Source organism: Antarctobacter heliothermus (genome assembly GCF_002237555.1).
Lineage (GTDB): Bacteria > Pseudomonadota > Alphaproteobacteria > Rhodobacterales > Rhodobacteraceae > Antarctobacter > Antarctobacter heliothermus_B.
In genome coordinates, this window is the sequence record NZ_CP022540.1 from 29858 (window position 1) to 42307 (window position 12450).

General features: G+C 62.0%; 10 protein-coding genes. 3 read left to right on the plus strand and 7 right to left on the minus strand.

The genetic code is table 11. The features are described 5' to 3' along the window. Positions 1-926: 926 nt before the first annotated feature. Positions 927-1796, minus strand: a complete 870-nt coding sequence (locus ANTHELSMS3_RS00185; RefSeq protein ID WP_094033107.1) for an MBL fold metallo-hydrolase — start codon at positions 1794-1796, stop codon at positions 927-929. Positions 1797-2320: 524 nt separating this feature from the next. Here ANTHELSMS3_RS00185 and ANTHELSMS3_RS00190 point away from each other — a divergent pair. Then, a complete protein-coding gene (locus ANTHELSMS3_RS00190; RefSeq protein WP_094036826.1) occupies positions 2321-4063 on the plus strand; it encodes an alpha-amylase family glycosyl hydrolase in 1743 nt (580 codons plus the stop codon). Positions 4064-4072: 9 nt separating this feature from the next. Here ANTHELSMS3_RS00190 and ANTHELSMS3_RS00195 read toward each other — a convergent pair whose 3' ends face one another. From ANTHELSMS3_RS00195 to glpK, 5 genes are all read right to left on the minus strand, one after another. Then, entirely contained in the window at positions 4073-5284 is a 1212-nt protein-coding gene (locus ANTHELSMS3_RS00195; protein ID WP_094033108.1) for a peptidoglycan-binding domain-containing protein, read from the minus strand. 104 nt (positions 5285-5388) lie between these two features. Further along, on the minus strand, positions 5389-6621 hold the full coding sequence (locus tag ANTHELSMS3_RS00200) for a glycosyl transferase (protein ID WP_094033109.1): 1233 nt from the start codon (positions 6619-6621) through the stop codon (positions 5389-5391). A 5-nt stretch (positions 6622-6626) separates the two neighbouring features. Beyond that, a complete protein-coding gene (locus ANTHELSMS3_RS00205; protein WP_094033110.1) occupies positions 6627-7397 on the minus strand; it encodes an HAD-IIB family hydrolase in 771 nt (256 codons plus the stop codon). A gap of 143 nt (positions 7398-7540) precedes the next feature. After that, positions 7541-8161 carry a nucleoside triphosphate hydrolase gene (locus ANTHELSMS3_RS00210; protein ID WP_094033111.1) on the minus strand — a complete coding sequence of 207 codons (621 nt, stop codon included), beginning with the start codon at positions 8159-8161 and terminating at the stop codon, positions 7541-7543. A gap of 3 nt (positions 8162-8164) precedes the next feature. Continuing rightward, positions 8165-9664: a glycerol kinase GlpK gene (glpK, locus tag ANTHELSMS3_RS00215; protein ID WP_094033112.1), complete on the minus strand. Its 1500-nt coding sequence runs from the start codon at positions 9662-9664 to the stop codon at positions 8165-8167. A 189-nt stretch (positions 9665-9853) separates the two neighbouring features. Here glpK and ANTHELSMS3_RS00220 point away from each other — a divergent pair, with 189 nt between their 5' ends. Beyond that, positions 9854-10522 carry a PRC-barrel domain-containing protein gene (locus ANTHELSMS3_RS00220; RefSeq protein WP_094033113.1) on the plus strand — a complete coding sequence of 223 codons (669 nt, stop codon included), beginning with the start codon at positions 9854-9856 and terminating at the stop codon, positions 10520-10522. Positions 10523-10823: 301 nt separating this feature from the next. On the opposite strand, the gene ANTHELSMS3_RS00225 is transcribed toward ANTHELSMS3_RS00220, so the two are convergent. Next, the gene (locus ANTHELSMS3_RS00225) at positions 10824-11114 is read right to left on the minus strand and encodes a hypothetical protein (protein ID WP_094033114.1); all 291 of its coding nucleotides are present in this window, start codon (positions 11112-11114) and stop codon (positions 10824-10826) included. Positions 11115-11668: 554 nt separating this feature from the next. Here ANTHELSMS3_RS00225 and ANTHELSMS3_RS00230 point away from each other — a divergent pair. After that, positions 11669-12448, plus strand: coding sequence for an alpha/beta fold hydrolase (locus ANTHELSMS3_RS00230; RefSeq protein ID WP_157733363.1), 780 nt, complete (start codon positions 11669-11671; stop codon positions 12446-12448). Positions 12449-12450 lie beyond the last annotated feature (2 nt).

The following is a 12450-nucleotide window of genomic DNA, read 5'->3' on the forward strand; positions in this document are numbered from 1 at the left end:
CGGCCCGTCCCATTCAATAGCGCGGCTACAATCAGGCACAACGCGGCCAACGCGACCTGGCTGGCCAACAGATGCCCGGACGTTCGACCAATCCGCCACAGCACAACGTGGCGCGTGTTCGGGCGGCGACCGAAATGCTCTGCGCCCAAAGAGACAGAAAAAACGTCTGCCCATCCAGTTTGACGACCTGCGTCAGTGCCACCCCCAGAAAGACCAAGGCCGCGCCGTATAGGAGCGCCCGCATCCGCCCAATACGTCGCTGTTCAGTCTCAGTCATCCCAGAAAGCCGACTGCCGGGCCAGCGATCAAAATTGCCGCTAATTGCCACCCGCCATCAGGGCCACCACGTTTCCCACCGCCAAATCAACCATGGGTGCGAGATGTGGGGCGTCTAGCACCGCATATGGCCGATCCAGTTGGACGAAATCGCAATTGAAAATGTTCGAACCGCGATGCCTGCGCTACGGGTTGGATGTCTGATGAAGACGTGGTCGTCGCCGACGGAAATGTGTCAGGATCGGACCTGATCACTAAACCAGATCCGGCAAGGCGGAGGAGGAAGGGACGTCCCCTCGCCAGTCGCCAGTTCGTGTGATCGCCGACCGTGCAGTCGCCGTCTTCGGAAACGCTGGCGTCGGTGCGCAGTTCCAGACGCGTGGCGTTCACAACAACCATGAGCACGACAAGCGAGCGGCCAAGCAGCCAAACAAATCCGTTGCGGCCATGGGGAGTCTGAGGCGCCCAACAGACGGCGCCTCGTCGTTGGTCTGCGATCTTATCATCCAAGGCTGGCCGCCTATTACAACGAACTCGGCATGGTCACGCTGCGCGATCTAGTACAGGGAATCTAAGGGGCGAACGAGCTATTGGCGCTCCAACCCGAGGTACCGGCCTCAACAGGTCCAATACGCCAGCCATACGGAGTGTCACCGGCTGTCGAAATAGTTCAGCGGCACCTTCAGATAGGATCGGCCGTTGTCTTCCACATCGGGCAGTTGCCCGCCCCTAATATTGATCTGAAGCGCGGCCAACATCAGTTTGGGCAGCGGCAAGGTCGCATCCCGCGCATCCCGCACCGCGCGATACTCGGCGCACGTCGGTTTGTCTTTCCAGTGGATATTCGCCGCGCGATGCTCTGCTACCGTGGCCTCACATTGCGCCTCTCGGTCTGGCGCATAGTCGTGCCCGACGAACACGCGCGTGTCCGCGGGCAGGGCGAGGATTGCGGAAATGCTGTCGTACAGCGCCTCCGAACTGCCCCCCGGAAAATCCGCGCGCGAGGTGCCACTGTCCGGCATCATCAGCGTGTCATGCACAAAAGCCGCATCCCCCGCGACATAGGTGATCGACGCCAGGGTGTGGCCGGGCGAAAACATCACACTGACTGGCACATTGCCCACCATAAAGCGGTCGCCATCGGTAAAAAGCCGGTTCCACTGCCGTCCATCGGTTGGGAAATCGTCGGGCAGGTTGTAGATCTCCTGCCAAAGTTTTTGCACGCCTGTCACCTTCTCGCCAATCGCGGTGTGTGCGCCGGTCTGGACCTTGAGCCACTGCGCGGCAGAGAAATGATCGGCGTGGGGATGCGTGTCCAAAATCCAGACAACTCCAATCCCGGTGTCCCGCACATAGTCCAACAGTTTTTGCGCGTTCGCGGTTGAGGTCGCCCCGGCGCGCGGATCGAAATCCAACACGGGATCAATGATCGCGCCTTGCATGGTTTCGGGATCATGGAAGACGTATTGCCAACTTCCCGTAGGCTGATCCCAAAATGGTTTTACGATGGGCTTTGTCATTTCATATCTCCTTGCTTCGCCCCGGGTGGGCACCGTCGGCCCCGATCCGATCGTGGGCATTATGCCTCAACGCGTGTCTGCGGGGCGTGTTTCATTCGCTGCGGCCCTTTTCCGGTCGTTCCACGATGTGATGGGACAAAATAGGGGGTCGAAATGAATGGGTGGAACTGGAATTGCTGCTCCCAATGATGGGCCAGATGGATCGGAAACGCGGTGCTCCGGCTTCGCTTTCAGTCCGGCTTTGAGGACATGCCGAGCTTTTTCCACGCGGCTGGCTATGTTTTGCCACCCAACCCACGGTCAGTGCGGACTTGGGGAATTGAATGACCGTTTCGCCGCAATCGAACCGAAGACATCAATCATCAAAGATGCGGTTCGTTTGCCCCAGACCTCTCACCGCACCCTCTGCCCGCCCAACAACTGTGCATTTGCCTTTCTTTCGTGCCACGATGCTGCCGGACCGCTTCCAAGCGGTGTCCCCGCTTGCCTATGATGAAGGGATGCCCCCAGAGGAATCCCTCCCGATGACGTCACCGGCCCAGTTGTCCAACCGTTTGCGCGCGCTCTTGATGCGGATCTATCCTGACCGCGACACAGACCAGTTGACCACGGAGGTGATCGAGGCGTTCTGGCCAGATGCACACGCCGCCCGCAAACGCGCCCGCAAACCGGGCAATACGCTGTGGTCGCAAAAAGACGCGTTGCTGATCACCTATGGCGACAGCCTGATTGACGGCGTTTACAAACCGCTGGACCTGCTGCGCGATTTCCTCAGCAGCCACATGCCCGGCGTGGTGAACGGAGTACATATCCTGCCGTTTTTTCCGTTCACTTCGGACGACGGCTTTGCCGTGACGGACTATCGTAAGGTAAATCCCACGCTGGGCGACTGGCCGGATATCAGCCGGATCGGCGGGGAATGGCATTTGATGTCGGACCTGGTGCTGAACCATGTGTCCAGTCAGGGAACGTGGTTCAACGCCTACCGACAGGGGCAGCCCCCCTACGACAAGTTCTTTTACGAGGCCTCGCCTGACGACGATCTGTCGATGGTGGTCCGCCCGCGCATCACGCCGCTGCTGCAAGAGGTCGAAACGGCCATGGGCACCCGGCATGTCTGGTGCACCTTCAGCCACGATCAGGTCGATCTGGATTTCCGCAATCCAGAGGTGCTGCTGGAAATCATCCGCATCATCCGTTTGCATGTGGATGCGGGGGTCAAGATCATCCGGCTGGATGCCGTCGCCTTTGTCTGGAAAGAGCCCGGCACGCCCTCGATTCATTTGCCCAAGACACATGCGATCGTTCAGCTTTTGCGCGTGTTGGCGGATTTTGCGGCGGAACCGATTGTCCTGCTGACCGAGACCAACGTGCCCAAGGCGGAGAATCTCAGCTACTTTGGTCAGTTGAATGAGGCGCACTGGATCTACAATTTTCCGCTGCCGCCGCTGATCCTGCACGCGATGTTGTCGGGCGACGCCAAGGCGCTGTCGAACTGGCAGAGGGCCATGCCCCCGGCCCCGCACGGCTGCGCCTATTTAAACTTTTCCGCCAGCCATGATGGCATCGGCATGCGACCTGCCGAAGGGCTGCTGCCGGATGAGGAAATCGCCCGGATGATCCAGACCGTGCAGGAAACTGGCGGGCTGGCCTCGATGCGGGCGCTGCCGGGGGGCGGCACGGCGGTCTATGAACTGAACACCACCTTCTTTTCCGCCATGCAGCGCACCTACAAGGGCGACGACGGACAGCAGGTGGATCGGTTCGTGTGTTCCCAGACCATTGTCATGTCGCTAGAGGGCATACCCGCGTTCTACATTCACGCCATGTTGGCCACCCCCAACGATCTGGACGGTGTCGCGCGGCGCGGCATGAACCGGGCGATCAATCGCCACCGCTGGAACTATCCGGAATTGCGGGAAAAGCTGGCCGATCCGGGCAGCGATCAGGCGCGGGTTCTGGCGGCAATGTCGGACCGGTTGCGGCTGCGGTCAAAACAGGCGGCCTTTCACCCCAATGCGACGAACTTTACGCTGGCAGTGGATGATCGGGTCTTTGCTGTTTGGCGGCAGGCTCTGGATCGCAGCCAGTCGATCTTTGCCCTACACAACGTCAGCGCAGAGACTGTCGATCTGCCCCCCCGCGCACTGAACCTGATTGCCGATGAGCATTGGGTCGATCTGCTGTCAGGAGAAACGCTGCACCCCGAAGAGGACGGTGTCACCCTTGCCCCTTATCAATGCCGGTGGATCACCAACCGGGCGTAACTCCCTGCCCTACGGGCGATAGCCCCTCTGAATGTTGCTCAGCAACACGCGCGCGCGTTGGGCATGCGCACCGTTGGGGTATTGCCCCAGATACAGGCGCAAACCTGTCTCGCCGCTTGCGCGATTCCATGTTGCGGTTTCCTGAGCAGAGACGGCGTTGCCGGCAGGTTGCCTGACCGGCAACGCAGCCACCAAGGCGGGTTGCGGCGCCTGTGCGGCGGCTAGTTCTGCCAATTGCACGATCTGTCCGGCATCGAGGTAGCCAGTCACTTCCGCGCCTATCCGGTTTTGCCAAGCGGCGATCGATCCGCGCGTGCGAGGGCCAAAAATGCCGTCGATGCCGCGCGTGTCAAAGCCAAGTTGCACCAGATCGCGCTGTATTGCCCTGCGCGCGGTCGGGTTCAGCGCAAGGGCCGCCTCTGTGATGCGCGCCTCTGCCCTGTCCGCGTGGCGCCCCTGTGGGAAGCTGTCCAGATAGGCGCGATATGCCACCGCTGTGTCTGCGGACTGCGCGCGCTGCCATGCTTGGTCATCGACCTGCCGCGTCCGGTCTTGTGCGGCTGTCTTTTCGGCCTCGGTTGGAGGTCTGACCTCTGTATGTTCGAGCACGACAAGGCTGTCGGTGGTATGTCCCGTGATGGTCAGGTCATAGCCCTCTGCCGCCTGTGCCAGCCGCGTTCGGGGATGCGCCATCTCATGGGCGGCAAACTGTGCCACCTGATCGGACGGGCCACGGATTACAGTCACGCCGTCGGGAATCTCCAGCGTGGCAAGCCCAGTGTCGGGCCCGGTTTCGCCCAACACCAAAAAGGCGCGGCGCGGACGTTGCACGAGAACCTCCAGCACTGCGGTCAGCGACAGCCCCGGCTGCGCGTCCCCCCGTTGCGCCCCGGCTGGCTGCAAGTAGACCCCGTCCGCCCCCTGCGCGAACGAGCCCGACAGCACGACGATCAAAGGGGCCTCATCCTCCGAAATTGAGGTGACAAAGGCGTCAACGGCCTGCGCCATGGCGTCATGCCCGCCATTTGCCAGTGCCTCAACTTCTTGGCCGCGCAATCGCAGAGCGCGGGCCACCTGTTGCACTTCGGCTGGGCCGAACGCGGTCGTGCCATCGCCCGGGGCCGCGTTGCCGATGACCAGCGCATTGCCGGTGATGAAGGCCGCAAACGAAGGGCCTGCCATCAGAGCGCCCACCAGCGCCAGTCCCGCTTTCCACTTCACTGTGCCATCCTCCGTACCGTTCCGACTCGCCACTCTGATTGGCGATCAAGCAAAGCCTAGCGGCTTCGCACCGTCCCGTCGACGGTGGCGGACAGCGCAGTGGATCAGAACGTCACAGGAGTATATTCTTCGCAATCTGCCGCCACGGCGGCACGCAGTTCGCTGACGATCCCGGCGTCGGCGGCGTTTACACGACTCCAGTTGGGGACAAAGGGGGTCTCATTCGGCTTGTCGAGAAAGACGTGGCCCGCCTCCATGATGTTGTTGGCGAACAACTCGATAGTCTTTTCCTCACGGTGGCGATCAATGGTCAGGCCGTTCATCTTGGCGTCGTTGTCGTAGAATTCCACCAGATCCAGCGCGACGCGGTAGTAGGTGGCCTTGAGCGCGCGAAAGACGTTGGGGGTGAACACCGTGCCGTCCGCCGCCAGCTTGCGGAAGATCGCCTTGCAAATATCCATCGACATGCGGTTCAGGCCGGTTGCCGCATCCTCTTCACTTACCTGTTGATGTTTGTGGTCATAGGCATCGGCGATTTCCACCTGACAGACGGAATGCCGCCCCAGATTGCGCCAAACCTCAGACAGCACGCCGATCTCCAACCCCCAGTCCGACGGGATGCGTAGATCCGGCAACAGCGAGGTGCGCAGCGCAAACTCGCCCGACAGCGGATAACGAAAGGCGCGCAGGTAATCGATATAATCGCGGTCGCCGACCACCTTTTTCAGCGCGATCAGCAGCGGTGAGACCAACAGCCGTGTCACCCGCCCGTTCAGTTTTCCGTCACCGATCCGCGGGTAATACCCCTTGGACAGCTGATAGCGGAAATTCGGGTTCACCACCGGATAGACCAGCCGGTCCAGCAGGTCGCGTTTGTAGGTGACAATATCGCAATCATGCAGCGCCATAACAGCGGTGTCGGCGCAAGAGATCAGGTAGCCCATGCAAGTCCACATGTTCTTACCCTTGCCCTGCTCATTGGGGGCCAGTCCCATTTCGACCAATTTGTCGTTCAATGCCTGCATTCGGGGGCTGTCGTTCCAGAGAACCACATGATCCTGCGGCAGGCGGGCAAAGAAATCGCGCGCGCGGCGAAACTGCGCCTCATCGGCGCGGTCCAGCCCGATGATGACACGGTGCAGATAGGACACCTTGCTCAGCTCGTCGATGATGTTGCCCATAGCCGGGCCTTCAAGCTCTGAGTAGAGGCAGGGCAGGACAAGGCTGATCTTGCGGGTTTGAGCGTAGGTTTCGATCTCGTAGATCAGTTCCTCGACCGGGCGAGACCGCAGGTTATGAAACTGGGCGATATTGCCGTTCTGGTGAAAATCCGCCATGCGAGTCAGTCCTTTGTGTCGTTCAGAATGGCTAGCACCGCCTCGGCCCAACCAGAGGGTCCGGGCTGGGCGGTGCGCCGGATGGTGCCAAGTGCCTCACCGGGCAGTTCGGGGATGCCGGGGCCGTGGTCATTGCGCACGATGACGCCGAGGCTGGCGGCCTGCAGCATGTCGGTGTCATTGGGGGCGTCGCCCAGCGCCAGCGTGCGGCGGGCGTTCAGTTCGGCGGCAATCTGGCGTAAGCCGTCCGCCTTGGTCTGCCCATGCGAGAGCGTCAGAAACCGCCCGCCCGAGCGAGCCTGAATTCCCAGACCCGCAAGAGCATGTTGAAAGCTGGCGCGCCCAGCGTCGCTGCCGTGCCAAAGTCCCGGTTCAGAGTGTTGACGCTGTCGGGCCCGCTGCGCCGACGCCAGTGGCAGGCCAGTGATCTGCGCGACCTTGGCATCCGTCATGTCGCCAAAACCGGTGAACGCGGCGCGCAACTCGGCGGGCAGCCTGTCCAGCGCGGCTCGGATCTCCGTGTAGGCGGCATCGTCCGCGTCTTTGCTGCCGGGACGGTAGATGCCCGCACCGTTTTCGACGATGGCGGGCCATTGCCCAAGGTTCAGTGACTTGTGCAGCACTGCGACCTCGGCGGCGGTCTTGGAGGTGGCAAGGATCAGCGGAATGCCCCGCGCCCCAAGCGCGTCCAGCGCCGGTTGCGCCGCAGCGTATGAATAATTTTCGTGATCCAGAAGGGTTCCGTCCAGATCGCTGAAGACGACAAGTTCTGTCACGCGGTGTGCCGATTTATCATTGCCGTCCCGTTATGGCGGGCGATGGAGGGGCAGGCCAGAGGTGACGCGCACAGCGCAGGCAGTGTGCGCAAAAACTATGCAAACGCCCGCTATTCACCCGAATTGCCTTTTTTATAGGCATGTCAGGTTTGATGCACCACAACGTCCACCGGGGCCCGACCGGCCAGCACCCGACGCGCGTTCGGGATGTCGTTGGACAGGGCCTTTTGCCGGGCGTCCTCTGGCGCGTAGCCATAGTCCAGCCAGCGACTGAACAGGCGGCGTTCCAGTTCCGCTTCGGGCACTTCCAGAAAGACGGTGGCATCCCAAAGCGGCATCAGGGTGTCCCAGGGCGGTTCTGCGAAGCAGAGGTAATTGCCCTCGACCACAACAATGTCCGTGTCTGGACCAATCTCTTGTGCGCCAGCGATCGCTATCTCTCGCGCGCGATCAAAAACCGGCAACAGGACGGACGGCTCAGCGGCGACGCGTGTCAGCGTGGCCTTGAAACCGTCAAAATCAATGGTCTCCGGCGCGCCTTTGCGCGGCAGCAGGCCGCGCGGCTCCAGCAGGCGGTTGTCGAGGTGAAACCCGTCCATCGGCATAAGCACGGCGCGCGGACCAAGGTGACCGACCAGCGCTTCTGCCAAGGTGGATTTGCCCGATCCGGGCGGCCCCGCGACCGCCAGCATCATGCGGCGGCCTTTGGCGGTGACGTGGCTCAGGTGGTCGGTGATCTGTTGCAGGTCCGTATCGGGGATCATGTCTCAGACCTCCTGCGCCGCCGCAACGGCGCGTTTCCAAGCGGCGTATTTTGCTGCACGGGTATCTTCATCCATAGCCGGCTCAAACCGCCGTTCCAGCGCCCAAGTGTCCGCAAAGCCCGCCATGTCGGGATACAGACCGGCCCGTTGTCCGGCCAACCATGCCGCGCCCATCGCAGTGGTTTCCAGGACCTCAGGGCGATCGACAGAGGCGCCAATAATGTCCGACAGGAATTGCATCGCCCAGTCAGAGGCGGTCATGCCGCCATCGACCCGAAGCGTCGCAGCGGTTCTGTCCGCGCCGCCAGAGGCGTCCCAATCCGCCTGCATCGCCTCCAGCAAATCGCGGGTCTGATAGCCCACGGATTCCAGCGCCGCGCGCGCCAGCTCCGCCGGGCCGGAATTGCGGGTCAGGCCAAAGATCGCACCGCGACAGTCGGCGTTCCAATAAGGCGCGCCAAGACCGGTAAAGGCAGGCACCATGATCACGCCCTGCCCGGCATCCGCCGTCTCGGCCAGCGGTTGCGTTTCTGCCGCGTCCCGGATGATCCGCAGGCCATCGCGCAGCCATTGCACCACCGCGCCCGCGACAAAAATCGATCCCTCAAGCGCGTAACTACGTTTGCCGTCCAGTTGATAGGCAATGGTGGTCAGCAGCCGGTTTTCGCTGCGCACTGGCGTGTCGCCGGTGTTGAGCAGGGCGAAACAGCCGGTGCCATAGGTGGATTTCAACATTCCCGGCTGAAAACAGGCCTGCCCCACGGTGGCGGCCTGCTGATCACCGGCAACGCCAAGGATCGGGATTTCGCGGCCGAAGAGATCGGCGCGCGTCATGCCAAAATCGGCGGCGCAGTCCAGTACGTCGGGCAACATCGTCTTTGGGATGTCCAGCATTGCACACATCTCATCCGACCAAGCCCCGCGATGGATGTCGAACAGCATGGTGCGCGCTGCATTGGTGGCGTCGGTGACGTGGCGGGCGCCGCCGGTCAGGTTCCAGATCAGCCAGCTGTCGACGGTGCCGAACAGCAGGTCCCCCGCCTCGGCGCGTGCTCGGGCACCCTCGACGTTGTCCAGCAGCCAAGCCAGTTTGGTGCCTGAGAAATAGGGGTCCAGCAGCAGGCCGGTGGTGTCGGTGACAGTGCCTTCATGGCCCGCATCCTTGAGGCTGCGGCACAGGTCAGAGGTTCGCCTGTCCTGCCAGACAATGGCATTGTGGATCGGTTTGCCGGTCTTGCGATCCCAAACGAGCGTGGTTTCGCGCTGATTGGTGATGCCGATGGCGGCGATCTCCTTGGCGCTGATCCCGGCCTTTTCGATGGCAGCGCGGCATGTGGCGGCGGTGGTCGCCCAAAGGTCTGATGGGTCATGTTCAACCCAGCCAGAGGCGGGAAAGTGTTGGGGAAATTCTTCTTGCGCGGAACTTTTAATCTGCAAATCCTGATCGAAAAGCAGGGCCCGGCTGGATGTGGTGCCCTGATCTATGGCGAGAATATAACCCATGGTCCGCTCCTCCCAAGTATGGCGCCTGCACTGTACCGCCCCTCAGTGAGTAGCCTTGGCTGTCTACGCTGACAAGATGGCGCCATGCCCGCAAAGGGAACGCCGTACGGGCGGCGCGCGTTCCCCAAAGGACCAGAGTGATGGGTGCGGCGCGCCGCCCACCCGCAGGATGCACAAGGAGATGCGCCCATGTTGCACGACCTTTCAGAGCTATTCGAGACACCGCTAGAGACACATTCCGGACCGGCAGGCCTGCGCGAGATCTTTTTTGATCGTAACACCGGGCGCATCCGTCTGGTCGCAATCGAAATGGCGCGTACGGCCCCCCGGACGGAGGCCCTGATCGACGCGGCCCGCCTATCCACACCGGTGCACGACGGCGGTGGCTGGACTTTGTCCGTGGGCGACGATGAAATCGCCGCTGCGCTCAGCTGGCCCGAGGTGCTGGAACAGGACGCCATGGATCTTGCCATTTGGCCGATGGTTGTGGCCGGTCCCTTGGGCACCAGTTTCGCGCCACTGCTGGCGCTGTCGGCGTTGCGAGAGAACGCGCCCGACTCGAACCCCACATCGCCCGACACACAGACCGCCAATGAACTGGTCGCCCCGCTGCAACAGGCTGGCGACTGGATCGGCGCAACGGTCTTTGGCCACGACGGAGAACTTGGCAGGTTGACGGGACTGATGTTTGAGCCTGCCACCCGGACCATCCGCGCATTGCGGCTGACGGATACGCCCGCGGGTGGCCCAGTTGAACTGCCCTATGACCGCCTGCGCTATCGGGCAGAGAGCGGTGGCCATCTGGTGGTCGATGCGACACGCGATGATCTGATACAGGTCGGCACCGAAAACGCCTGACAAACCAAAGACTGGAACCCTGACCGCGGCGATTGTGAAAAAAGTGGATCAGCACGGGAACCAAACCTCCCGTCATGCATTTGTTAGCTATCAAGGCACGAAATGATGCGGGCGTGTTCCCTCCCCTCCCCCGCTCGCATCCCAACGCCCCCGTCGGTGCTCCGCCGGGGGCGTTTTCTTGTTCGTGGCAATTCGCAAGCGGCGCTTTGAGAGAGACGCCTTGAGGGCCACGCACCCCCCCCATAAAAAAAACGCCCGCCGCAGGATGCGGCAGGCGTACTGTCGGGAAAAGAGTTGCGCGTCAGTCGCTCAGAGCAGAGTGCAGCGTTGACTGCGCGCCGTGCATATCGATGTGGACCAGCGCGTCGTGTTGTTCCAGCACGTCATGGATCGCCACCAGCTTGGCCACATGCGAGGCGGAAGGATGATCCACGATCATCTGCAGGCGGGCCTGACTCGCAGGCGGCACTTCGGTCAGTTCAAACGCCTCAACGAATTGGTACAAATCAGCGGCAAGCCCGTCCCGGACCTGCGCGTTCGCGGGGGCCGTCAGCAGGGCGGCGGCGAAAGTGAGGGCGATGATACGGAGCATTGTGATCCTCCTGGTCCGGTTTCGGTCATTGGGCAAATCTTGCCCGCATGGTCGCGCCATAACGGCGGCGGCCTTGGATTTCATTGTCTTGCTGTTGGTTTGTCGCGCGGCGGGCTAACGGCCGTTCGGTCGAACCCTCGGGCGGTCAGGCAGCGGTGTGCACCGTGACGGCCCTGTTGGCGCTTGTCGGCAAGTCATGTTCATCTACGTTGCCCCCCAGTCGGCCAACTTGTTTCGACGGATGGCGCCGCACAGGCGGCGCCCCAGCGGAGGGCAATGTCATGGCAACGCGGCGCTGTGCCGCAAAACATGCCTCCATCCGCTGTCTTCAATAGCAAAACTCCGCCAACCCGCAAAAGGTTCCCTTGCCCCCTGAATTCCCCGTTAACGATGGGACGGGGAACGAGTCGTGAGGCATCTGCGTTACGCCAATGCGGGTCTTTTTCCCGCCAGTGAAGGACACGCCAGACATGAATGCCATCCCCCGTTTGCCCCCTCGTTCGACCCGCGGCAGATCAATCCCTGTCCGGCCACAACGGGCGGAGGCGGATCCTGTGGTCTTCCTGCCCGGTCTGTTCATGACCAGCGACGTCTGGGTACCGATCTGCCAAACCATGGGGCTGCGCAACCGCTTGCTGCTGGATCTTCCGGGACACAGCACGGGCGAGACGGCCGCACAGGTGATCGAGATGCTGCACGGCGACCGCTGGCTGGATCGGATGGAGACCCGGATTGCAGAGTTTTCGGGCGGACGCCCGGTACATCTGGTCGGCCATTCGACCGGCGGTCTGGTGAGCCTGCTGCTGGCGTGGCGCGCGCCGCAGCTTGTACGCTCTCTGGTGCTGGTGGGCGCCCCCATCACCGGTCACCGCGATCTGCCACGCGACCTAGGTGCCTCGCTGATGGCACATGACTATGCAGGACGATGGAGCATGCCGCTGCTCTGGCGGCTAGGGTTGGCGACAAGGAACAATTTCGAACGTACCATGGCGACGGTGATGCCACGCGCTGCGGCGCGGAACGTCCCCGACGAGATGCGGCAAAGCCTGCAACGCTGCACGCCCGAGGCAGTACGGCAATTCGGCAAATGGGTACTGGAACAGGATGTAACAGCCACGATGGAACGGATCGACAAACCTTGCCTGGCCATCATCGGGCGTAACGACAGCGTGGTGCCCGCCCAGCACCAAATCAAACTGCTGCATCACTTGCCGCAGGCACAGGCACAGCTTGTCCCCGGCGGTCACCTGCCCTTTGTCGAAAAGCCGCAACATTTTGCCCGGACGCTGCGCGGCTGGCTGTCGTTGCCGCATGACACGCAGACGGCCGGTTGACG